This is a genomic window from Flavobacterium wongokense (genome assembly GCF_021608265.1).
In the GTDB taxonomy this organism is placed as follows: domain Bacteria; phylum Bacteroidota; class Bacteroidia; order Flavobacteriales; family Flavobacteriaceae; genus Flavobacterium; species Flavobacterium wongokense.
The window spans coordinates 86,301-110,751 of record NZ_JAKIHP010000005.1 but is presented as its reverse complement, the minus strand read 5'-3'; the positions used below and the strand labels follow the sequence as shown (position 1 = coordinate 110,751).

22 protein-coding genes are annotated in these 24,451 nt (G+C 38.6%); 19 read left to right on the top strand and 3 right to left on the bottom strand.

Annotation, left to right across the window (positions count from 1 at the left end; genetic code table 11):
* Positions 1 to 24: 24 nt before the first annotated feature.
* A complete protein-coding gene (locus tag L1S31_RS12655) occupies positions 25 to 456 on the bottom strand; it encodes a response regulator (protein ID WP_236465102.1) in 432 nt (143 codons plus the stop codon).
* 255 nt (positions 457 to 711) lie between these two features.
* Between L1S31_RS12655 and L1S31_RS12650 the strand changes: the two genes are divergently transcribed.
* The 3 genes from L1S31_RS12650 to L1S31_RS12640 all read left to right on the top strand — a co-directional run bounded on the left by L1S31_RS12650 (position 712) and on the right by L1S31_RS12640 (position 5,842).
* Positions 712 to 2,232 (top strand): helix-turn-helix domain-containing protein, encoded by a 1,521-nt coding sequence (locus tag L1S31_RS12650; RefSeq protein ID WP_236465101.1) that lies wholly within the window; start codon positions 712 to 714, stop codon positions 2,230 to 2,232.
* A gap of 6 nt (positions 2,233 to 2,238) precedes the next feature.
* A complete protein-coding gene (locus tag L1S31_RS12645; protein WP_236465100.1) occupies positions 2,239 to 3,381 on the top strand; it encodes a tetratricopeptide repeat protein in 1,143 nt (380 codons plus the stop codon).
* Positions 3,382 to 3,535: 154 nt separating this feature from the next.
* The gene (locus L1S31_RS12640; protein ID WP_236465099.1) at positions 3,536 to 5,842 is read left to right on the top strand and encodes a YCF48-related protein; all 2,307 of its coding nucleotides are present in this window, start codon (positions 3,536 to 3,538) and stop codon (positions 5,840 to 5,842) included.
* 60 nt (positions 5,843 to 5,902) lie between these two features.
* Here L1S31_RS12640 and L1S31_RS12635 read toward each other — a convergent pair whose 3' ends face one another.
* Both L1S31_RS12635 and L1S31_RS12630 read right to left on the bottom strand, forming a co-directional pair.
* Positions 5,903 to 6,187 (bottom strand): hypothetical protein, encoded by a 285-nt coding sequence (locus L1S31_RS12635; RefSeq protein WP_236465098.1) that lies wholly within the window; start codon positions 6,185 to 6,187, stop codon positions 5,903 to 5,905.
* 65 nt (positions 6,188 to 6,252) lie between these two features.
* On the bottom strand, positions 6,253 to 7,320 hold the full coding sequence (locus tag L1S31_RS12630; RefSeq protein WP_236465096.1) for an anhydro-N-acetylmuramic acid kinase: 1,068 nt from the start codon (positions 7,318 to 7,320) through the stop codon (positions 6,253 to 6,255).
* A 93-nt stretch (positions 7,321 to 7,413) separates the two neighbouring features.
* Between L1S31_RS12630 and L1S31_RS12625 the strand changes: the two genes are divergently transcribed.
* The 16 genes from L1S31_RS12625 to L1S31_RS12550 all read left to right on the top strand — a co-directional run bounded on the left by L1S31_RS12625 (position 7,414) and on the right by L1S31_RS12550 (position 24,451).
* Positions 7,414 to 8,550 carry an acyl-CoA dehydrogenase family protein gene (locus L1S31_RS12625; protein ID WP_236465095.1) on the top strand — a complete coding sequence of 379 codons (1,137 nt, stop codon included), beginning with the start codon at positions 7,414 to 7,416 and terminating at the stop codon, positions 8,548 to 8,550.
* 111 nt (positions 8,551 to 8,661) lie between these two features.
* Positions 8,662 to 9,342, top strand: a complete 681-nt coding sequence (locus L1S31_RS12620; protein ID WP_236465094.1) for a Crp/Fnr family transcriptional regulator — start codon at positions 8,662 to 8,664, stop codon at positions 9,340 to 9,342.
* A complete protein-coding gene (locus L1S31_RS12615) occupies positions 9,339 to 9,872 on the top strand; it encodes a GNAT family N-acetyltransferase (RefSeq protein WP_236465093.1) in 534 nt (177 codons plus the stop codon). The genes L1S31_RS12620 and L1S31_RS12615 overlap by 4 nt, the downstream gene beginning before the upstream one ends.
* Before the next feature lie 88 nt (positions 9,873 to 9,960).
* Complete coding sequence (locus L1S31_RS12610) at positions 9,961 to 10,416, top strand: YHS domain-containing (seleno)protein (protein WP_236465092.1); 456 nt, start codon at positions 9,961 to 9,963, stop codon at positions 10,414 to 10,416.
* 1 nt (position 10,417) lies between these two features.
* Positions 10,418 to 10,807 carry a DoxX family membrane protein gene (locus tag L1S31_RS12605; protein ID WP_236465091.1) on the top strand — a complete coding sequence of 130 codons (390 nt, stop codon included), beginning with the start codon at positions 10,418 to 10,420 and terminating at the stop codon, positions 10,805 to 10,807.
* A gap of 47 nt (positions 10,808 to 10,854) precedes the next feature.
* Positions 10,855 to 11,343, top strand: a complete 489-nt coding sequence (locus L1S31_RS12600) for a DinB family protein (RefSeq protein WP_236465090.1) — start codon at positions 10,855 to 10,857, stop codon at positions 11,341 to 11,343.
* Positions 11,331 to 12,041 carry an NRDE family protein gene (locus L1S31_RS12595; RefSeq protein WP_236465089.1) on the top strand — a complete coding sequence of 237 codons (711 nt, stop codon included), beginning with the start codon at positions 11,331 to 11,333 and terminating at the stop codon, positions 12,039 to 12,041. The genes L1S31_RS12600 and L1S31_RS12595 overlap by 13 nt, the downstream gene beginning before the upstream one ends.
* A 13-nt stretch (positions 12,042 to 12,054) precedes the next feature.
* On the top strand, positions 12,055 to 13,089 hold the full coding sequence (locus L1S31_RS12590; RefSeq protein ID WP_236465088.1) for an ATP-grasp domain-containing protein: 1,035 nt from the start codon (positions 12,055 to 12,057) through the stop codon (positions 13,087 to 13,089).
* Positions 13,089 to 13,712: a hypothetical protein gene (locus tag L1S31_RS12585; RefSeq protein ID WP_236465087.1), complete on the top strand. Its 624-nt coding sequence runs from the start codon at positions 13,089 to 13,091 to the stop codon at positions 13,710 to 13,712. Before L1S31_RS12590 ends, L1S31_RS12585 begins: the two co-directional genes overlap by 1 nt.
* A gap of 54 nt (positions 13,713 to 13,766) precedes the next feature.
* On the top strand, positions 13,767 to 14,444 hold the full coding sequence (locus tag L1S31_RS12580; RefSeq protein ID WP_236465086.1) for an SDR family NAD(P)-dependent oxidoreductase: 678 nt from the start codon (positions 13,767 to 13,769) through the stop codon (positions 14,442 to 14,444).
* Positions 14,445 to 14,467: 23 nt separating this feature from the next.
* Entirely contained in the window at positions 14,468 to 14,821 is a 354-nt protein-coding gene (locus L1S31_RS12575) for a four helix bundle protein (RefSeq protein WP_236465085.1), read from the top strand.
* A gap of 25 nt (positions 14,822 to 14,846) precedes the next feature.
* Entirely contained in the window at positions 14,847 to 15,449 is a 603-nt protein-coding gene (locus L1S31_RS12570; RefSeq protein WP_236465084.1) for a SprT-like domain-containing protein, read from the top strand.
* Positions 15,450 to 15,455: 6 nt separating this feature from the next.
* The gene (locus tag L1S31_RS12565) at positions 15,456 to 15,956 is read left to right on the top strand and encodes a hypothetical protein (protein WP_236465083.1); all 501 of its coding nucleotides are present in this window, start codon (positions 15,456 to 15,458) and stop codon (positions 15,954 to 15,956) included.
* Positions 15,949 to 17,010, top strand: a complete 1,062-nt coding sequence (locus tag L1S31_RS12560; RefSeq protein ID WP_236465082.1) for a mannose-1-phosphate guanylyltransferase — start codon at positions 15,949 to 15,951, stop codon at positions 17,008 to 17,010. The genes L1S31_RS12565 and L1S31_RS12560 overlap by 8 nt, the downstream gene beginning before the upstream one ends.
* Before the next feature lie 76 nt (positions 17,011 to 17,086).
* Positions 17,087 to 20,551 carry a T9SS type B sorting domain-containing protein gene (locus tag L1S31_RS12555; RefSeq protein WP_236465081.1) on the top strand — a complete coding sequence of 1,155 codons (3,465 nt, stop codon included), beginning with the start codon at positions 17,087 to 17,089 and terminating at the stop codon, positions 20,549 to 20,551.
* 108 nt (positions 20,552 to 20,659) lie between these two features.
* Positions 20,660 to 24,451 carry a T9SS type B sorting domain-containing protein gene (locus tag L1S31_RS12550; RefSeq protein WP_236465080.1) on the top strand — a complete coding sequence of 1,264 codons (3,792 nt, stop codon included), beginning with the start codon at positions 20,660 to 20,662 and terminating at the stop codon, positions 24,449 to 24,451.

Here is a 24,451-nt window from a genome sequence, read left to right as displayed (position 1 = left end):
CACTTATTGAGTGGCGTTTTTTTATTAATTAGGGAAAACAGAACTTGTGGATATATGTTTGTGTTCAGGATGGATCATTCCAAGAAAATTTTCTATCGGCAGCGGTTTGCACAACACGTCCTTGACATAAGGATTGTTCCTGCCTTTTTTAATTTCCTTTATGCAAAGTGTTGACGAAAGCATGAAGATTTGCGTTCCTTTTTTAATTTCATCCGGAAGTTTGTCATATTTGGCAAGGAACTGGAATCCATCCATTACCGGCATCGTAATATCTGACAGGATAATAAGCGGTTTATTCAATTTTTCCCTATTTGCTTTTAACCAATAAATTGCCTCTTTACCATTGTTGACAATACTTATTTTTGGGGATGAAAATGCCATTTTTAAAATATGGCTGGATATAATCTGGTCAATTACATTATCTTCAATCAGCAAAAAGGCATAATTATATTCCATAACATTCTGGTTTAGTTGTTTTAATTCGGTGCAAGCTATTGTAAATGTTGCGATTATAATAATGATTGTCTTTTGAAATTCGTGAAATTTGGCATTGAAAAAAATTGCATAAACGACTGTTTTTTAGTGATTTAAAAATTATTTTCACTTAAATAAATAACTGTTAAAAAAGCGTGGCGAGAGCCTCGTTTATTGGGTGAAATAATTTATTTTTGTTATACAACCACTCAACTTATGCGCAAGTTTTTAGTCTGTATGGCAACTTTTCTAATTGGGACATCTTTTTTGTTTTCGCAAAAAGGAGAAGAGACAAGTACGCTGATACAAAAAGCGAAAATTGAATTGTATATCAATCCGGGTCAAAGCCTAAAAATAACAGAATACATTCTTCACAATTATGATTATTCGAATAAGGTGCTTGTTCAATGCAATTCGTTATTGGCCAATTATTATTTCGTTACAGGAAAGTATGCCTTGGCTGTAGATAATGTTATGTTAGCTGTGAAACAGTTATCGCAAATTGACGACAAAAGCATTAAAATTGAGACCTTACTCCAGGCAGCAGAAATTTTTAGTTTTTTAGACCTATATGAAGCATCGTCGGAATACATTGCCATTGCAAAAAAAATGGCAAATGGCGATATTAAATGGGAGAAGAAAATAAAAAACTACGAACTCTTATATGCAAAATCCTATACAGGTATTGACACCTACCTCCGTTTACTAAAAGAAACCAATCCAAATCAAATCAACGATTATGCGTCTTTGGCAAAAGGCACTATAACCACCCAATTAGCTGAAAAATATCTTGAAAACGAAAAAGTAGATTCCGCGGCGTTCTATTTTAGCCGGGACATTACAAATAATGCAAAAAATATTTATTGGGAAATGATTGCCGATCTTCATTACAGTGATTGTGATTTTAAAACTGGGAATTATCAGAATGCTGTAAAGGCACTAAAAGCAGCATTTGAAAGAGCCACAATATTCAAAAATCCTTACTTTGATGCAGCGATTTACGAAAAGTGGGCCAAAAATTACCTGGCGTTAAAAGACAAGGAAAAGTATCGTGAGTTTAGCCTAAAGGCTTCGGTAGCAAACAACTTATTAAACACCGAAAAAACGTTGGCTGTCAATGCTGCTTTTGACAAACTGCAGAATGAGGAATCTGAAAATGTAACATTAGTCCAGGAACATGAAAACCGCCTTCTTTGGGTTTTAGGAATTGCTGTAGTTATTGTCGCATTTGTATGGCTTTTTATCAGATGGCAATACCAAACACGTATTAATTACACTTCTAATATAGTCAATTACCTCAAACTAATCAAGGCTACAGAAATTAAGCCTGATGCACCTGAAAAACTTATTCTGAAAAGCAATCAGAGACCCAAGGAAACCGATGAATTATTGTTGAGTAAGTTGGCCAAATTTGAAACCGGCAATAAATACTTAAGCAAGGATATATCGTTGGCGCAGTTGGCTTCGCAGTTTGATACCAATACTAAATATCTTTCGGAGGTTATCAATCAGTACAAAGAGAAGAATTTCAATGTCTATATTAATGAGTTGCGAATTCACTATATCGTTAACAAACTCAAAACCGACCCAATTTATCTTTCTTATAAAGTCAGTTATTTGGCAGAAGAATGCGGTTTTTCTACGCACAGTAGTTTTTCGACAGTATTTAAGAACATTACCGGGATTACACCTAATGTTTTTATCCAGTTCCTGACTCAGGACAAAATAGAGGAGAACAATGTTTTTAGCCTAAATTAAACCAGTATGAAAAGTAAAAAATTGCATATTCGCTTCTTGGTTTTAATGTTAGCATGTTGCTGTACCTCAATGTATGGACAGAAGGAAATTGACAGCCTTTTGAAAGTCATTAATTACGATTTATACAAGAACCCCGACAAAGTCATTGCTCAGGCAGAAAGAATCATCGAATCTGACAATATTACAACAGAAAACAAAATACAGTTTTCAATACTGATTTCTACGGCTTATTCTTCCAAAAGGAATTATACAAAATCCTTGTATTACGCTACCAAGGCATTAAGATTATTGCCTAAAGTGGAAGATGACTTTTTTAAGGCCAGGATTTACAATCGAATTGGGCTGCAGTACCAGCAGTTAAAATTATACGACAAGGCATTGATTTATCTTGATAAAGGATTGCAGATAGCAACCAAATCCAGGCAAACCAAATCATTTGATAAATTACTTGGATTCAACTATGCATCAAGGGCATTCATTTACCGTGAACAGATGAGTTGTGATATTGCCAATGATTACTTTAACAAGGCGCTTTATTATTATAAGAAGTCACTCGATGATCCTTTAATAAATGCTAATTTGAGCGTGATATGCAGTAATAAAGCTAATTGTTTTACGAATTCCAATCAGTTGGATTCAGCCAAAATCTGTTACACACAGGCCATAAGATATGGTAAGATAATTGATGCCAAAACCTTGGTGGCTTACGGATATAAAGGCCTGGGTGAAGTCAATACGCTTGAAGGCAATTACGATGAGTCCATTAACCAACTAACGCAAGCCTTAAAAACATCCACCGATAGCAATGACCTGATTTTAAATCAAGGCATTTATCAGGGATTATCTGATAATTACCTGGCACAAAATAATAGTGAAAAACACCATTTATATGCTACAAAATGCCAGCAAACCATCAAAACAATCAATGCGACCGAGAGCCAATCCATCAATAAGCTGCTTTTCCAGATTAAAAAGAATGGTGAAACAGCAACAGGCCAAATAAAAACAAAGACAATTTGCTACAAAATAGCATTTATAATACTGCTTATATTACTCCTGTTATTCCTGTTTTTTGAAACAAGGACTCTTCATTTTAAACTCAAAAAACTGGAAATAGAAAGAAAAGAACTCGAAAATAGAAATCCATAATAGTATTTTTTTAAATGCCATAAGTATTTGTTTTTCAATTGTTTAATTGTTGTTTTGCTGTATCGAATTTCGTGAATTTGAAAAGTCTTTGTCTTTTTTCATAGTGTCATTTGAGATAAGTTTGTCTCATAAGTTTACTAAATCTATGACAACTATGAAAAAAACTACTTCTATGATGCTATTGGCATGCTTTCTTTTTGCCAATAATTTATTTGCCCAATTTTTAATTAAGGACACTTTTTATGAAACCTGTGGTGTTTCCAATCAGGGAACGGTATCCGGTTATGAAGCTCAGGCTGGTCCTTACTCATTATGGTTCCCTGAAACAAATACTGTACAACAGATAGGTGGTGCAGCCCCTGGATTCGGTATCGGTGGTAGTGCCGAATTTTCCTCAAATGGTAATTTGCTTTCAGGGACCAATAATATTGTTACTCCTTTATCAATGGAATGGCAAAGGAATGTATTGGCGTCGAATCAGTACATTTACAGAAGCATTGCTTTTCCGGACAACCAGGATAGGGTTGGTTTTGCTGCTGGTCAACAATACACGTCTAATGGGAACGGCATTGTATTGAGGACCATAAACGGTGGTGAAACCTGGACTCCTGTTTGGACAGACAACTCTCACAGAGGCATTGAATCGATGAGCTTTGTCAATTTTTCTACAGGCTATGTTTGTGGCTGGAATCAATATTGCGCCAAAACGATCAATTCGGGAATGTCATGGACAGCGTTAACTCCAGGAGGTAGTGATTCTGTTTACATCTACACCAGTATTGATTTTATGGATGAAAGCAACGGAATTGTTGGAGCTCAATTGGACGACAGCCCCGCTCTTTATATAACGAATGATGGGGGTGATACCTGGACAACCGCAACAGGACTTGAAGGAATCCCTTATAAGATAACGCATATAGGAGGTGTTTATTTTTTAATTACTAATGGTGGTACTATTCAAAAATCAACTGATTTAGGCTTGAGCTGGACAACGATTTATAACAATCCGGCCAATTTATTGGTGGGGATTAATTTTTATGATGAAATGACGGCAATAGTAACGTGTGAAACTTATATCCTTAAAACCATTGATGGTGGCGAAACCTGGACACAATCAAGTATATCTCCAATGACTGAAGGGATGATTTGGAGAGACGTTGCCTGGACAACAGCAAACAATCTTATACTTGTTGGAACACCAGATTTAATATTTGAATCTAACGATGGTGGCACAACCTGGAACTGGGCAAATGAAACATTGTTCAATGCTGAACCCGCCTTATATGACATTGCGGTTACGGGTACTGATATCCATGTTTGTGGTTCTCAGGGGAATTTTTATAAAAAATCATTGATTCCAAATAGCACAAGAACCGAAATGGCCCGCTACGATATTACCAATAACCAATGGACAAATTTAGGCAGCCTGGGCATTAACGTAGATGGCAATGTAAGTGGTGGTTTTGATATCTCTGGGGATGGAAATACGCTGGTTGGCCTTTCCTGGGCAAATCCTGCGGTTGGTAACGGGACAACCCTATTCGGTCATTCTGTGGCATGGTCAGCAGCTGAAGGATTTATGGATCTTGGGAGTCTTTATGATAGCACAAACAGGAGTACAAGGGCTAATGCTGTCAGCCATGACGGAAATGTGGTTGTAGGATGGCAGGACCTTAATGGTCCATGGAAATCGGCAGTATGGAGAAAAAATCCAGCTGGAGGATATTTTCCAAATGAGTTCTTATTAATCAATCCCAATGGAAGTGCTACGGACGAATACAATCAATTAGGGGAATGTAGCGCTGTTTCCAGTGATGGTAACTGGATTGGCGGTATCGGGGATTATGCAAATAATAATGAGCCTTGGATATGGAGCCAGAGCACTGGAGTCATTAATTTGGGCAGCCTGACAGGAGGAAATGGCACAGGTTATGTGGCTTCGATAAATCATGACGGAACTATGGTCATCGGATGGTTTGACATTGGTCCCTTTGATCCTACTGTTCCTTTTATATGGACACCAACCGGTGGACTTCAGGAATTTAATGCTTACGTAGAGAATGCATTGGCAACGGATTTGGGGAATAAATTGATTTTCATTCCGAATTCGATGTCGGAAAATGGTAGGTATATTGTAGGATGGGGCGTTGATTTTGATGCCAGTGAATGGGGTGAACTTTTTACTTTCCGTGTTCAATTGCCCGACAGTTTAGGAACCAGTAATCCTGGCATGGCGCATGTAAGTGTTTTCCCAAATCCTGTCAGGGATATTTTAAATCTAACGGCGATGGATTCAATAATCTCAGTTTCTGTCTATACGATTAGTGGACAAATTGTATTTTCAGAAAAATCAGAGACCCCAATCCAAAAAATAGATTTGTCGACATTGAGCAGCGGTGTATATTTTGTAAAAGCAGCTACCAAAAATGGCAGTAAAACAATAAAGATAATAAAGGAGTGATTGTAGTGATTTAAATTAGTTAAGTTAAAAACGCCACTTATTGAGTGGCGTTTTTTATAATTATTTTTTGTTCTCTTTATATCTTTTGTCCGGAGTTCCGTCTTTTTTTACAGGCGCTTTCGGAGCTTTGTTTTCCTTGTAACGTTTGTCCGGCGTACCGTCTTTTTTAAGTGGAGCCTTTGGAGCCTGATTCTCCTTATAGCGTTTGTCCGGAGTTCCGTCCTTTTTCAAAGGTGCTTTTGTTTCGGTAGCTGGTTTTGCAGCCGCTTTTTTTGATTTATCCTGAGCATTTACACTCAAAGTCAATCCTAATAATGCTATTACAGCAAATAGTAGTTTTCTCATAGTATTAAAAATTTTTTGGTTTGAAAAGCTAATGTATGAAAAAGCAAAAAGCACTTTTCTTAAATTCAACTTAAAAAAACAACCCCCGAAGAATGGTCCTGTTTGGCTCCGGTAACACTACTCAAAACATTGATTTCGTTTCGGAGCTTTAATACGCCAAGCAACGCAAAAATCAAGGCTTCCTTAAACTCAAGTGTTTTCTTATCGGGAATTATGATTTCCAAATTGGGTAACCAAAATTTTATTCGTGCGATTAAAAAATCATTGTAGGCACCACCACCTGTTGCTAAAAGTTTTCCCGTTTTATTGGGCAAAGCCTGCGAAACCTGAAAGGCAAGATGCTCTGTGAAAGTATGCATTTGGTCTTCAGTCGAAATGCTGTGCTTTTCAATCAATGGTAAAACAATTTCCTTGACATATTCAAATCCAAGTGATTTTGGGAATGGTTTTTTGTAATAATCCAAAGCATTTAATTCATTCAGCAAATCCTCATTGAGTGTTCCCGATTTTGAAATAATTCCTTTATCATCATAATCCAATCCCAATTTATTGGCATAAAAATTCAAAACCGTATTCACAGGCGAAATGTCAAACGCAATCCGTTTTCCATCCTGTTCAAACGAAACATTCGAAAATCCGCCAAGATTCAGGCAGTAATCATAATCGGAAAAAAGAATCCTATCACCAATCGGAACCAAAGGTGCGCCCTGTCCGCCCAATTCAACATCCTGAACCCGAAAATCGCAAACGACGGTTTGATTCAGGGTTTCGGCAATTTCGGGCAAATTACCAATTTGTAAAGTGAAACCCTTCTGAGGTTGATGTAGTATCGTGTGTCCGTGCGAACAAACCGCATCGAGATTTCCGATTTGATGCTTTTCGATAAATGTTTTGATGGCATTTGCTAAAAGCACCGTATAATCCTGATTCAGTTTTGTCAAATCCTCTTTTGAAAAATCAACGGCATTTTTGAATTTTTCCAGCCAATCATTGTCATAGGAAACCGTTTCCGCTTCCAGGATTTCGAAACTCCATTTGGCATCCGCAATTGAAAAGTGAATGTGGGCCAAATCAATACCGTCGAGCGAAGTGCCCGACATAACTCCAATAACATTATAAGTTTCTTTGTGCATTGGCTAAATTTACGAAAACGTTTGAAATTTTAACTTTATTATTATACTTTTGGGCACCAAAATTAAAGAATAGAAACACATAATTTTCATACTATGGATTTTAATTTAACCGAAGAACAGTTAATGATTCAACAAGCAGCGAGAGATTTTGCTCAAGCTGAATTATTGCCTGGCGTAATTGAAAGGGACGAACATTCGAAGTTCCCAACAGAACAGGTAAAAATGATGGCGGAATTAGGATTCCTGGGAATGATGGTAGATCCAAAATATGGCGGTGCCGGATTGGACAGCGTTTCCTATGTTTTGGCAATGACCGAAATTGCAAAAGTAGATGCTTCTGCAGCTGTAATCATGTCAGTTAACAACTCTTTGGTTTGTGCCGGAATGGAAAAATACTGTTCGGAAGAGCAAAAAATGAAATATTTGGTGCCTTTGGCAAAAGGTGAGGTTATCGGGGCATTTTGTTTGTCGGAACCTGAGGCAGGTAGTGATGCAAGTTCGCAAAAAACAACCGCAAAGGATATGGGCGATTACTATTTGTTAAACGGAACCAAAAACTGGATTACCAATGGTGGAACCGCTTCGACGTATTTGGTAATTGCACAAACCGATATCGAAAAAGGGCACAAAGGAATCAACGCTTTTATCGTTGAAAAAGGTTGGGCAGGATTTGAGATTGGGCCAAAAGAAAAGAAAATGGGAATCCGCGGAAGCGACACACATTCCTTAATGTTCACCGATGTTAAGGTTCCAAAGGAAAACAGGATTGGTGCTGACGGTTTCGGATTTAATTTTGCGATGAACGTACTAAACGGTGGACGGATCGGGATTGCTTCCCAGGCTTTAGGAATTGCAACAGGTGCTTATGAATTGGCTTTGAAATATGCTCACGAAAGAAAAGCATTCGGAAAGGAAATTTTCAAACACCAGGCAATTTCATTCAAATTGGCTGATATGTTTGTGAAAATTACAGCGGCAAAACTTTTGATTATGAAAGCTGCCTGCGAAAAAGACGAAGGAAAAGATATTGCACATTCCGGTTCAATGGCAAAATTATACGCTTCTGAAATCGCTTTGGAAGTGGCAAATGACGCGGTTCAGATTCACGGAGGAAATGGATATGTGGCGGAATACCACGTAGAACGTATGATGCGTGACTCCAAAATCACACAGATTTATGAAGGAACTTCAGAAATTCAAAGAATTGTAATTTCGCGTGGTTTGGTATAATATTTTTTTATATCTTTGAAGAACTACTTTTAAAATTTAAAATTAATACTCATCAAGCCCTTTCAGAAATGAAAGGGCTTTTTGATTTGGAAAAATTGCTACATTTACCTTATGTATGAAGAACTAAAATACTGGTATCTCCGTGACCACAAGCTTTTTCGGACTTTGAGCATGTCTCAAATCAGGCAGTTGTGCATCATTGTTGGATTTAAGAAAGCCAAAAAAGGCGATATCATTTATTTTTCCTCGTCAGATGTGCCTCGGGTTTTCCTGCTCAAAAGGGGAAACATTAAAATTGTCTCCATCGATGAAGAGGGCAACGAAACCATTAAGGATATTATCCAGGAAGGTGATTTGTTTGGCGAACTGGAACTGGAAAACGACCGCAATTCCAACGAATATGCAAAGGCGCTTACTAGCGAAGTCTCCATCTGCAGTTTTACACTTTCTGATTTTGAAGATTTGCTGTTGCGCAATCCAAACCTGGCGCTATCGTATACCAAATTTGTTGGGCTTAAAATGAAACGCCTCAAAAACAATTATGCCAATCTGATTTCCAAAGATGCCAAAACCCGGTTGCTTACCTTTATAAAGGAATGGGCCGAACGCGATGGGAAAATGGAAGGAAACCGCGTAATAATCGAAAATTACCTCACGCAGAATGACATTGCCCAAATCATCTGCACTTCGAGGCAGACGGCGACCTCATTGCTCAACGAACTCGAAGAAAACGGACTGATGCATTACGGAAGGAAAGAAATTATTATTGAGGATATTTTAAAATTAGTATGATAAACTTTGACCATTTCAGGATTCGTCCGTTAGAACTTAGTGATTTGCAAAACTATTTTTCGTTGGTAGAAAATAACCGCAAAAGGCTCGAGGATTTCTTTACCGGAACTGTTTCCCGGACAAAGACATTTGAAGATACAGCAGTTTTCCTGAATGAAATAATCCAAAAACGCGAAGACAAACTGTATTATCCATTTGTGATTGTAAATGTGGAAAATAATGAATTAGCGGGATTCATCGACGTCAAGAACATCGACTGGAATATCCCAAAAGCCGAATTAGGAAGTTATACTGATGAAAAATATGCCGGAAGAGGTATTACATCAAAGGCATTTTCATTATTTGTAAAGTATTGCTTTGAACATTTTGGCTTTACCAAACTCTTTTTAAGAACGCACGAAAGTAATTTTGCTGCCCAAAAGCTTGCTGAGAAAGCCGGTTTTCAAATCGAAGGCAGAATCCGTAAAGATTATAAAACCACAAAAGGAGAAGTCGTAGATTTGATTTATTACGGGAAAATTAAGGAGTAAAAATTATTTGCGCCCAAATGTAAACTATCCGACAATTTGCTTTTTCAGTACGCTATAATTTTGCTTCATAATCAAAACAACATTCGACATGAAGAAACAAATTTTAATCCTTTTCGTTGCTTTTCTTTCAGCAACAACATTTGCCCAAAATACAAGGGTATCCAATTTCAACCTGGAAAATAAACTTGCTATTCAGGGTTATGATCCTGTTGCCTACTTTACACAAAAAAAAGCCGTAAAAGGGAAATCAACCATTGCCACAACATATGAAGGCGTGACATATAATTTTTCGACTCAGGCAAATAAAGAAGCGTTTCTAAAAAATCCTGCGGGCTACGAACCGCAATATGGTGGTTGGTGTGCTTATGCGATGGGAGCCAATGGTGAAAAAGTGGAAATCAATCCGGAAACCTTCAAAATCGTAGATGGGAAACTGAATTTGTATTACAATGCGTTTTTCAATAATACTTTGAAAAGCTGGAACAAAGACGAAGTCAATCTGAAGAAAAAAGCGGATGCTAACTGGAAAAAAATCATCAACTAAAATGGGAAAGACTATATTTATATGGATTGTAAAGCTGATCGCTGTTATCATCCTTGTGCAGACTTTATTTTTTAAATTTACCGGAGCAGAAGAAAGCGTTTATATCTTCACCAAATTAGGGATAGAACCTTTTGGAAGGATTGGTTCAGGAATAGTCGAATTGATTGCATCTATTTTAATACTGATTCCAAGAACGACTTTACTTGGCGCACTAATCGGATTCGGGACGATGCTTGGCGCTATTTTTTCGCACTTATTTGTGTTGGGGATAGTTGTGAAAAATGATGGAGGAGAATTATTTACTTTAGCAATAATTACGTTACTTTGTTGTGCGATCTTAATTTTCCAAAATAAAAATAAGATACCCGATTTATTGCACTTTAAAATCTAAAACTGAACAAGGCTAAAATCCGTAACTGATTAGAAACATCAAAAGATATGCTGATACCCTCTTTACACAAGGCATTAAATGAATTGGTTTCGTTGCTGAACCAACTTTCAAATGATGATTTTACGTCACCCTGCAAAGGACTAAGCAATTCGACCATTGGTGAACACACACGCCATATCATCGAAATGTTCCAGTGCCTGGAAAATCAATACGAAAGCGGCATCGTGAATTACGACAAAAGAAACCGCGATTACCGAATCCAGTCCGATACCCATTTTGCTTTGCAGACCATCGACGAGGTTAAGAATAAATTAGAAAAAGGAGATAAAACACTTGTATTGCAGCAAATCGTTGATGGCGAAGAATTGCGCATTGACAGTAATTATTTCAGGGAGTTGTTATATAACCTGGAACATTGCATCCATCATCAGGCTTTGATCAAAGTGGCAGTTTTACAATTGGAACATTTACAGATTGACGAAGATTTTGGCGTAGCGCGCTCTACTATAGAATACCGAAAACAATGTGCACAGTAAGTTTTGTAAATGCCAATGGCAAAATAATCATCACTTCCAACCGTGATGAAAAAACACTCAGGCCCAACGCCATTGAACCCAAAAATTATAGCATCAATAACAAAAAAATAATCTTTCCAAAAGATCAAAAGGCAGGAGGAACCTGGTATGCCATTAATGAGCATTCCACTGTTTTGGTTTTGTTGAATGGTGCTGAAGAAAGACATCTTATAAAAGATAATTATCGAAAAAGCCGTGGCTTGATTGTCCTCGATCTAATCAGCAGCAATTCGGTAATTATAGCATGGAAAGCTATCGATTTAGACCATATTGAACCCTTTACTTTAGTGCTTTTTGAAAACGGAAAGTTGTATCAGCTGCGCTGGAATGAAGTTGAAAAAAGCACGATTGAATTGGATACAACACAAAGCCATATCTGGTCGTCATCGACTTTATATCCAAAGGAAATCAGGGAAAAACGCGCCAAATGGTTTTATACTTTCCTCGATACCAAGCCCGAAGTCAATGAAACCGAACTCTTCAATTTCCATCGGTACACCGAAACAGAAAACACCGAACACGGTTTGGTTATCAATAGGAATGAGGCGTTGAAAACCTTGAGCATCACGCAAACCGTAATCGAAAAGAACAAAGTTGCAATCCATTACAACGATTTGATTACGGAACGGGATTTTAGCAATACCTTCATATCCGTTTAAATTCAAAATAAATTTGAGACTATTTCTCCATAAATTATTCCATTGGGAATACTGGCCATTTCAGGTTGTCTATATTCCTATTTATTTTTTATGGGCTTATTATGCGTTAAAAGCGAGGTCGATTTTCTTTTTCAATGCCTGCAATCCAACCATCAAAAACGGAGGATTCATGATGGAAAGCAAAATGGAAATCTATAATTTGATTCCGCCTCAATATTATCCAAAAACCAAATTAATCAAGGAAAAAATACAGTTTGATGCTGTTGAAGATATCCTCGAAAATTCAAAAATCAATTTTCCTTTTATAGCTAAACCCGATATTGGGCTGCGTGGTTCTGCGGTTAAAAAGATTACCAATGAAGAAGAATTAAAAAACTATCACAGCAAAGCCGATTTTGATTATTTAGTACAGGATTTGATTCCGTTTGAAAAGGAAGTTGGGATTTTTTATGTTCGTTTCCCGCATCAAAAACACGGAAAGATTACCGGGATTGTTGCCAAGGAATTCCTCATCATTGAAGGTGATGGCTGTTCGACCATAGAAGAATTACTAAAAACAAATCCACGTTTTGAGTTCCAGTTAAAGGCACTAGAGAAGGAATATGGAACTCAGCTGAAAACCATTTTGGCAAAAGATGAAAAGAAAAATCTGGTGCCGTATGGCAACCATGCCCGAGGCGCAAAATTTTTGGATTACAGCCATTTGATTTCGGCAGAATTGACCCAGGTCATTGACGAAATGTGCCTTCAGGTTCCTGAGTTTTATTTTGGAAGAATGGATTTGATGTACAACACCTGGGAAGAATTGGAGCAGGGCAAAAATTTCTCAGTTGTCGAATTGAATGGCGCTGCAAGCGAACCCACACACATTTACGACCCAAAACATTCGTTGTTTTTTGCATGGAAGGAATTGGCAAGGCACATCCGATATATGTTTGAAATCAGCGTTGAAAACCACAAACGAGGCTTTCCTTATTTGCCACACAAGGACGGAATGGAACAGTATCGCTTACATTTGGAGCAATCCAACAAAATAGTACATTTTTAATGCAAAACCTCAAAAACATAGCGGTTGGTTTTTTGGTCAGTTTCCTCGGTTCCATTCCGTTGGGATATTTGAATGTTGTAGGTTTTGAAGTTTATAACAAAGAAGGATTCCGACCAACGATTTTCTTCTTATTGGGCGTCATCTGTATTGAGTTTTTGGTCATTTATTTTACGTTGGTTTTTGCCGATAGATTGGCAAAGAATGAAAAACTGACCAAATACATCGAAGGATTTTCAGTCTTGTTTATGTTTATACTTGCAGCCGTTTTTTACTTCAGTTCCAAATCAAAAACTGAAATGGCTTCTTTAGATTATTCCCCGTTTGTGTTGGGAATTGTATTGAGCTGCCTAAATTTTGTCCAGATTCCGTTTTGGACAGGCTGGAATTTGTACCTGCTGAATGGAAAGTATATTGAAGTTTCAAAAACAAGAAAGTATTTTTATGTTTTGGGAACGGTTACAGGAACTTTCTGCGGAATGCTGACATTGATTCTTTCGCTTCATTATTTTGCAAGCAATGTCGAATTTTTGTCAAAATACCTAATGCAACTCATCATTCCATTAGTCTTTCTCGGACTTGGAATTTTTCAGGGAATTAAGTTTTACCGAAAGTATTACCGTTAAATTTCAATTGTTTCATTTCAACTTTTAGTATATTTACCAGACTTAAAATTGCAAATGAAGAACGTTATCATCACAGGAACATCGCGAGGCATTGGCTATGAATTGGCACTACAGTTTGCAAAAGCAGGCCATCAGGTTTTGGCGATTTCCCGTAAAACTCCACAAGCTTTAATTGAAAACCCGAACATAACTTGTCTTTCGGTTGATTTGTCTAAAGAATCGGACTTGAAAAATGTCGAGGATTTTTTATCCCAAACCTGGAAAAAAGTAGACATTATCATCCATAATGCAGGAAGTTTGGTCAACAAGCCTTTTGCACAAACCTCGATTGAAGATTTTGAAAATGTGTATAAAGTCAATGTTTTTGGTGTTGCCAATCTAACCCGCATTTGTCTGTCTTTTCTGCAAAACGGAAGCCACGTAGTTTCCATCAGTTCGATGGGAGGCATACAGGGCAGCATGAAATTTGCCGGGCTTTCAGCTTATAGTTCGAGCAAAGGGGCCTTGATTACTTTGTCAGAATTATTGGCTGAGGAATATAAAGAGCAGGGAATTGCTTTCAATGTGTTGGCAATCGGAGCGGTGAACACCGAAATGCTGAATGAAGCGTTTCCGGGTTATCAGGCACCAATTTCTGCTAAGGAAATGGCGGACTATATTTTCAATTTTGCCCTAACGGGAAACAAATACCAAAACGGAAAAGTAATACAGGTTTCATCGAGCACTCCGTAGTTATGAATTATGAGTTATAAGTTATGAGTGAAAGTATTATTAAGAATAAGAGTTTTGAATTGGCTATTTCTGGAGTTAATTTTTATAAAAGTTTAGTTTCGGATAAAAAGGAGTTCGTAATGAGTAAGCAGTTTTTACGTTCCATTACTTCAATAGGAGCAAATGTTAGAGAAGCTCTAAATGCCCAGAGTAAAGCTGATTTCATTCATAAGTTGTCTATTTCCCAGAAAGAATGTGATGAAAGCATGTATTGGCTTGAACTTTTAAAAGAAACAAATTATATTTCAAATGACGAATTCAAAACTATTTACCCTGAATGTGAAGAAGTGTTAAAAATCATCAGAAGTATAATTTTAACGTCAAAAGAAAATTCATAACTCATAATTTATAACTCATAACTCATTGAGCGAAGTCTTATCCAAATATTTACCCGAACATGCAGTAATTCCTTGTTTTGAATTGATTAAGGAAAATAATGTGCACCTCAAAATCGTCAACGAGCGGCAAACCCGCCATGGGGATTACCGTCGTGCGGTTGGTGGCAAACACGAAATCACAGTCAATGCCAATTTGAATAAATACCGTTTCCTGATTACCTTGGTACATGAAATTGCGCATTTGGTTGCCTATGAAAAGTATGGGCGGTTTATCAAGCCGCATGGCAATGAATGGAAAATAACCTTTCAGCGCTTGATGGTTCCGTTTATCCGTCCTGAGATTTTCCCGCATTCGGTGCTGCCGTTGGTTGCGAATCATTTCAGGAATCCAACTGCGAGCAGTGATACTGATGCCCGATTGGCTTTTGCATTGAAACAATTTGACGAAAGGAAACCCGATGTATATTTTATACACGAAGTGCCTAGCGGCAGCTTATTCCGAATCAAAAACGGCAGGGTTTTCCAAAAGAAAGGACTGCGGGTAAAACGTTATGAATGCCTTGAAGTAAAAACAGGAAGATTGTATTTGTTTAACGCCAACGCTGAAGTTGAAATAATTCCGAGTTAAGATTTTATGAAAAAACAGTACATCATTTTATTTTTCCTGCTGGTTTCCAAAATAGGTTTTGGACAGGCTTACCTGTTGCCCAATGAAGAAATCCTTTTTTCATTTGAAACCAAAAAAGGCAAAAAAATGGTGTTGGCAAAAGATAAAAACGACAAGTATATTATTTATAGATTTGGAACTTCCAAAAAAATCGAATTAGAATACCCTGAAAAGAATAAAGAGAGTTGGAATAAGTTTACCTTTGCGTATTACAGCAGAGGAGGCGGAGTTCAAAACCTGGCAATGGATCTGGATAAGGTGATTTTTGAAATTGGGAATTACGAATACACGATTTATCAGAGTTATTATTCGGAAGAAAACGATTTTGACACCGGAATTGAGATTTATAATAAAGCAACAAAAAAGAACAGCACCATAACAGGAATTTACAGTTCCATAAAAGGCCACCTTACCAATTTTAGGGATAACGGCCTGCTTAAAATAGATAATGACAGAGCATATGAATAAAAATTATTACGCAATATTGATGGCTGGTGGCGTTGGTTCGCGATTTTGGCCTGTAAGCACAACCGATTTTCCAAAGCAATTCCACGATATGCTTGGTTCGGGCGATACCTTGATACAAAAGACTTTCAGCCGTTTGTCCAAATTGATTCCGGTAGAAAACATCCTGATACTCACCAACGAACGTTACAATGATTTGGTTTTAAAACAACTGCCGATGGTAAAACAGGAGCAGGTTTTATTGGAACCAGCGATGCGCAATACAGCGCCCTGCATTTTGTACGCTTCGTTAAAAATCCAAAAACAAAACCCTAATGCGGTTATGGTTGTTGCACCAAGCGACCACTGGATTGAGGATGAGGATGAGTTTTCTAGGAATTTACAGCAATGCTTCGATTTCTGCCAAAAGGAAAACGCCTTGATGACTTTGGGAATCCAGCCGACTTACCCTAATACAGGTTTTGGTTATATCGAATTTGATAAGGCGGATCCGAATCCGATTAAGAAAGTAAATCAGTTTCGTGAAAAACCGGATTACAAAACCGCCAAAGCATTCCTGGAAGCTGGAAATTTCCTTTGGAATGGAGGTATTTTCATTTGGAGCGTAAAATCGATTGCAGAAGCATTCGAGAAATTCCAGCCTCAAATGAATGCCTTGTTTCAGCAGGGTTCAGAAAGTTATAATACTTCAAATGAAAAACAATTCATAGATCAGAATTATCAAAAGGCTGAGAATGTTTCTATTGATTATGCAGTAATGGAAAAGGCAGAAAATGTTTACGTGCTTCCTGCTACTTTTGATTGGAATGATTTGGGAACCTGGGGTTCACTCCACGATAAACTGGATAAGGATGATAACAATAACACGGTTGTGAATGCGACTGTGATTTTGGAAAATGCATCCAATAACATCATTCGTTCCGAAGCCAAAAAACTTGTTGTCATTGATGGTTTGGATGATTACATTATTGTGGACAATGAAAATGTGTTGATGATCTATCCCAAAAGCAAGGAGCAGGAAATCAAGCGGATTACTGCATTGGCAAACGAATTATAAAACACAAAATGATTCAGGTTTTACGCAACTAAAACGAATTTATTATACTTATTCTTAATATCTAAAAGCAACAATAATGTTTGGTAAAAAACTGTGCCTATTTTTCGTTATCCTTTTTGCACAGTTTGTCCAAGGACAGCTATCCAATTTTACGCTTACTGTTACCAAAACAGATGAAACCTGTACTGCGAATGGCAGCCTTACTTTTTCAGTTTCGAATACGACTGCTGGTGCTACGATAATTTATTCCGTGTTCCTTCTTCCCGATGTGACGACGCCTGTATCGGTTTTATCGGCTACCAGTATTTCAGGTTTGTCTTCGGGAACCTATATGGTAAGGGCAACCCAATCATTGGGCAGTGATAGCGGTTTTCAGGAGCAGACTGTTACGATTGATGACTTAAGAGGTGTTTTGACCTACCAATTAAATACAGGCTCACTGAGCGAAACTTGTGGAAATGATGCGGTAATACAGGTCAATGTAGTGACTGGGAATGCCGTAAGTTATGAGCTTTTTTCGGGGCCAATGATTAGGCCGTTGCAACCATCAAATATTTTTACCGGCTTGACGGCAGGAGCGTACCAGGTAAGGGTCATTGATGCCTGTGGAGAAGCTGTGGTACAAACCTTTACCGTATTAAGGCGGGATACGCGTATTGCAGTATCACTGGTAAATGCCCAGGTGATTTCGTGTACTGAAATAAGGTTGAGGGTAAAGGTAGAGACATTATCTGCTGCTCCTGTAGGGGTAATAAAATACCCGCTTCAGGTGACTGCTACGACTTACCCACAGTCTGGTTCTCCTGTGGTTTCAACCCAGACAATAAATTTTTTTTCTGGGCCAACAAATCAGTTTATTCAGATGATACCTTTTTATGTCAATCAGCCTTACAACTATACCATTTCAATAACAGATGCCTGCGGGGATGTTTACACTTACAGTGGTATTATTCAAAATCTGTCAGTGCCTAACGTAGCCCATTCCCAAATCAATGTAGATTGTACCCATCAAGATGTTATTTTTAGTAATATAACTGCCTTGACTATGGTTACTGCTCCATCAAGTTATACTGGCGTGGTTCCACAAACCTATTTGGTGCAGGCATCTTCTCAAAGTTACACGATTTATAGTTTGCCAGTGGGGACTTATACTTTTGATGCGGCAGATCTGTGTGGGGTAGTGCAGCACATTACGATTGAGATAACAGCTAGTCAGGCTACGCCACCTTATTATTCGCTTTTTAACCGTACCTGCAGCGGAGCAACAGCTTTTGTTTTTAATGTCAGCCAACTCATATTGGTTTCAGCACCACCCGATTTTGGAACTCCATTGCCTCATGAATATTCGGGACCACCAGGTGGTTTTATAACGCTTTCAAACTTTCCTGTAGGAACCTTTGTGTTCAATATACTGGATTCATGTGGGAACCCCTCAATATTGACAATGAGTATTTCTCCAAACCCGATAATACCTTTTGCAGATGTTTTGGAAGGTTGTGATACTGGAGAAGGGTCGGTAGAAATCGTAGGAGACTTAGCTGCTATTAGACTGGTTTCTGCACCAACGACCTTTACGGGAACACTGCCTTATGATTATACCTCAGGAATTGTTTCAGGATCAGCATTTAGCGTAGGTTATTTACCGGCAGGTGACTATGTATTTGAAGCAACCGATAGCTGTGGTCTTATCCAAACGGTGAACGCAACTATTTCGGGCTATCAGGAAAGTACCAATGTTGAAATTACCCCGCACTGTGGCTCATTCGATTTTTATTTGGAACATACCAGCAATAATTCATCCGTTTCGCAATATTGGTTTCAGGAATTTAATCCACAAACCAATCAATGGTTTAACCCCTTAACGAATATTGATTATCCCGATGGAGGTATTTTTTACTCGTCAGTTGCAATTCCCGTAACCAATAATGCCATCAATTATAATTTTGCCTACACAGGCCATTTTCGTATAGTGAAAGTATCTAGGTCTTACGGGGATGACACCTCATATGTTACATGTATAAAAGTCATTCACGAATTTGATTTTTTTGATACGCCACGGATTGTTGATGTCTTTACCATCAGCTGTGGGAATACTTACGAAGCGGTTGTGCAGGCTGAAGGAAATTCGACCCTAACTTACAGGATTACTACCAAAGACGGACAGCCGTTTTTAATTGAAAATGGTAATTCAAACCTCTTTTCGGGGCTTGCACCGGCTACCTATAATTTTCAAGTTGAAGATGCCTGTGGGAATAGGCTAAATAGTGAGTATGATGTTGACAGTCCCAATCCGATGTTGATAACGCCCAGCGCAATCCCGTGTAACGGTGGTTCTTTCTCTTTGACAGCTCCCAATTTTTCATTTCTGACGTATCAATGGTGGAAAGGCAGTAACACGGCAGACATATTGAGTAACGCCAATTCGCTGAACTTTCCGGTTTTTAATCCGGCTACAGACAATGGAACGTATCACGTAAGGATTACCTATTTGGGAAACCCAAATTCATGCCTTAACCAGGTTTTGGATTATAGCGTAAATATTGGTGATGATACTCCAAATGCAGGAAACGACAACGCAGTCTCTTATTGTGGAAGACAGGGTATTATGGATTTGAATGTTTTGTTAACCGGAAGTTTTGACACTACCGGAACCTGGTCGGAAACCACTTCAAGCAATATGCTGACCAATAATTTATGGGATTCCTCGACTATTTCTTTTGGAACGTATCAGTTTAATTATAATGTTGCCGGTTCCTGCAACCTGTCGGATGACGCCTCGATAAGCATTACCATAAAAGAGATTCCGCAAATACCAACAGCAAGCGCAGATCCGATTATTTGTGAAACCCAGGATTTAAACCTGTTTGCAACAACAGTAACGAATGCTGTTTATCATTGGACCGGCCCAAACGGATTTACATCGAATGTTCAAAATCCAATCCTGAATGCAATTTCTTCAAACCAAAACGGAACGTATACCGTTTACGCAACGGACAATGGCTGTCAATCCGGTGATTCCAGTGTGGCTGTCTTGGTAAATCCTTTGCCGGACTTTGTTCTGAATCAGGATTGCGTGAACCGCGAATACCAGGTTTGGGTTACCAAATTGAATGAAACTTCCTTTGATGAAAATAATTCAACATTCAGCTGGACAGGCCCAAATAATTTTACAGGCAATCAACAGGTAATAACGATTACCGGTGCAGAAACAGGAATTTATTCGCTAACGATTACCAACGAATTTGGCTGTGAAACTACAAATGTAATCGATGTTCCCCGAACCAATTGTTTTATACCCAACGTAATTACGCCAAATAATGATAATGCTAACGAGAGTTTTGATTTGACAGGATTTGATGTAGTAAAGCTTGAAATATACAGTCGTTGGGGTAGAAAAGTTTATGAGAAAAACAATTATCTGGATGAATGGCATGGTCAAAACATGGATGGAGGCCTGCTTCCCGACTCGACTTATTACTACATCATTAAATTGGCAACTGAGGAAACCAAGACCGGCTGGATTTTCCTTCACCGAGGCTAATTGATTCTCTTTCATTGTTAAAGAATAATAAGTAAAAAGCAGGTTTTAATAAATGAGCTATTAAAGATGGAATTTTTATAAGTATATTTGAAAGTCAAAATCTAAGCCATGAAAAAATTATACCTTGTAATTTTTCTTTTTTTATGTGTTGGACAGGCCACTTATGGTCAGTTATCCAACTTTGTGTTGACCCTTACCAAAACTGATGAATCATGTACAGGTAATGCCTCGTTAACATTTAATGTAACCAATACCACTCCGGGTTCAACATTCATCTACAGGATTTACCGATTGCCCGATGTCGTCAATTCGATAGCAGTTACGTCTGCCAATACCTTTGGTGGCTTGACTTCGGGAACTTACAGGGTTGTTGCCACCCAAACCTTAGGTGCTGCAAGCGGTACCCAGCAGCAGGATATCACAATTCTGGATACACGGGTTTATATCACTTATTCCTTAAGCCATACGGCAATAAATTGTGATACAGGAACGATAAATGTAAATGTGCTCACCGGGAATCCTGTAAGCTATGAAATTATTAGTGGACCCATTACGGTGCCTCCTCAGGCGTCGAATTCTTTTCCCAACCTTCCGGCAGGAACATACAATGTAAGGGTTAATGATAATTGCGGAGAAGGGGTAGTACAAACCTATACCGTAACCTTTTATAATCCACTTAATCTGAATATAGGTCCTCCTAGTACACCTTGCGAATTGGAATCCTGTAATACCATTGAGGTCAGTCATAACATCGCATCAGATCCTACTACTACGATTCGTTATCCTTTAACAATACAGATAACTGTTTTTCCACCATCTGGAGGAACTCCTATAATACTAACTCAAACCTTAACTTCAGGAAATCCTACGCTTCAGGGAATCTCTAATATCATTCCTTTTTACCATGCGCAGGGCTACAGCTACAATATCAGGGTTACAGACGCTTGTGGTAACGTATATGTGAGGAATAACAATCAGATTAATTTACAACTTCAGGCAGTTGTACAGCCAACCTATATTAATTGTTTGAAGGTTATAAGTATTGGTTTATGTAACTATGTGCCTCCTTTTACGGTTAACTTCCTTTCAGCACCTCCAGGGTTTAATCCAACAACTTATAATAGTGGTCATCCGGGACCTTTTGCTGGTGGAGGAACAAATTATTATTCAATCACCGGAAATCAGATTCCGAATGGGAATTACACTGTTCAGGTAACAGATGGCTGTGGCAGATCGGTTACCAGGCAGATAGTGATGCACGATTTTGGGCCAGGATACATCTTTAAATTAGCCAACCCATGTGATATTTTCGAATCAGTACAGATTCCCGCTGATGAAAATTTTGGGCCATTCATTACCTCAGCAATTATCACCGCATCAACCAATGATTTGGGGCATCCAATCCCTTACAATGTTACAGGATTGATCAGTGGAGGAGTATTGCAAATGCAGCTTCCTCCCGGAACTTATACCATACAGGGAATGGATACCTGTGGCAATCCTTTTAGTTATACTTTTGAAATGCCCCCCAAACCTGAAGCAGTAATTGTAAATTCGACTCCGGAAGCGGGCTGTGCAGGTCTTCATCTTGGCAATATTAAGATTACTGGCACAATAACCTCTGCCATTATTACCAGTGCACCAACAGGCTACAACCATCCGATGCCCTACGATGTTTCCTTCCTGATCCCTACGACAGTTGGTAGTACTATGACAATTCCTGATTTGATTACGGGAGATTATGGTTTAGATATAACCGATATTTGCGGCATACATCATATTATGGTAGTCAATGTAGGCCATACAATTTCACAAGACCCGTTGCTTTTCTTTGAGATGAAGGGTTGCGGCGAGAATTATGATTCTATTGCCTTGGTAACACCAAATGATATCCTGACCATAGTCAGGATTATTGCTGCGCCACCTTCATTTCCGCATCCACTGCCTTATGATGTTTCATTTAATATTGGAGGTGATGGCCAATTTTATATGAATTCGTTTCCTGAAGGAAGCTATACCTTTTACACCAAGGACATTTGTGATGTGGAGAAAACTACAACATACAACCTAATCGGTTACCATCAGGGAGTAGATGGCATTGACGTTATTACCAATTGTGGTTCGTTTGATGTGAATATGAATTTTACTGACAATATCATACCGACGCAGCTGCCGAGTTACTGGTTGCAAAGACTTGATCCGGTAACCAATCAATGGGGGCATCCATTAACGGGCGTTGCTTATCCACTCGGATCAGTTCCAAATGCGAGTAATTCTTTCAGCCTAAGCAATCCGGCTATGAATTACAATATTGCCGCTACAGGTACATTCAGGATTCTAATCAAGTATAATTATTTCGGTAATGGTTATTCATCAGAGAATTGTGTCCATACCATCAAAACATTTATCCATTCAGGCGATTTGGAAATCATAAACGCATACGGGATTCCCTGTGTAAATGGTGGTTCACAGGTTTACATCATCGCTAATGGTGCAGCGCCACTGAATTATAGGATTACCTCCTGGAATGGGGTTTCATTTATTGTCAATAACGGCACATCCAACTCATTTGCAGGTTTGCAGCCGGGAATCTATAATTTCAGGGTTCAGGATGTTTGTGGAAATGTTGTAAACAGGCTGTTTGATATCAATACGTTACAGCAACCTGAGATAACGCCTAACAATTTATGCCAGGGCCAAAACGGACAGCTTTCGGTTCAGCCATTCTCTTTCCTGAATTATGAATGGTGGAAGGATAACGATACCGCTACGATTTTGAGTACCACCAATACGTTGAATTTTACTCCGTTTACAAATGCCAATATTGGCGTGTATCACGTGAGGATTTATTCTACAACAACAAACTCCTGCGTCGATAGGATCCTTAATTATACAATAGCTCCAAGCGTACCACCCAATGCCGGTATTGACGCCAACAGGACTATCTGTAGCAACGCTTCAACCGTCAATTTATTTACGATACTGGGAACTCCTTTTGATACCGGAGGAGACTGGGAGGAAATAACCTCAAGCGGAATGTTGGTAGGAAGCAATTGGCTTTCTTCAGGTGTTCCTCTTGGAACCTATATTTTTAGATACACCGTCAATGGTTTTTGTGGTGCTGTCGATGATGCAACGGTTACCATTACATTACTGCCTGCACCAGAAGTTCCTGTTATTACCGGAAATACATCGTATTGCATAGGTGAAGATATTGAGTTGTTTGTCCAGTCCATCCCAAATGCAACCTATCAATGGAGTGGTCCTGATAACTTTTCGTCATCATTGCAAAATCCGATAATAGCGGATATCACTGCTGCGAATGCCGGAACCTATTCGGTGAATGCGATAATAGGAAACTGTCAGTCGCCTGCAAGCATTGTTGTAACGATAAAACCGGCACCGGATTATACCCATGAAGAATTATGTGAATCGGGAGGAGCTTACACGGTAAGGATAATTCCGGCCGAAGGCTCTTCATTTGACCCAAATACAGCAACGTATTTATGGAGTGGGCCAAACAATTTTACCAGCACTGCCAATCCATTGATCATCACCAATCAGCCAACAGGAGATTATAGTGTAGTTGTGACCAACAATGAGGGATGTTCTTTTCCACAAACCATAAATATAACCAGCACATTCTGTGATTTTCCTAATGTGATAACGCCTAATAATGATGGGGCTAATGATGGCTTTGACCTGACCAATTATGATGTTGACCGTTTAGAAATCTATAGCAGATGGGGAAGGTTGGTGTATGAGGAAAACAATTATACCAATGGATGGTACGGACAGAACATGCATGGTGGATACCTTCCGGATTCGACCTATTATTATATTGTCCGATTAAGGAATGGGGTTGAAAAGCACGGTTGGATTTTCGTAGGAAGGGGATAA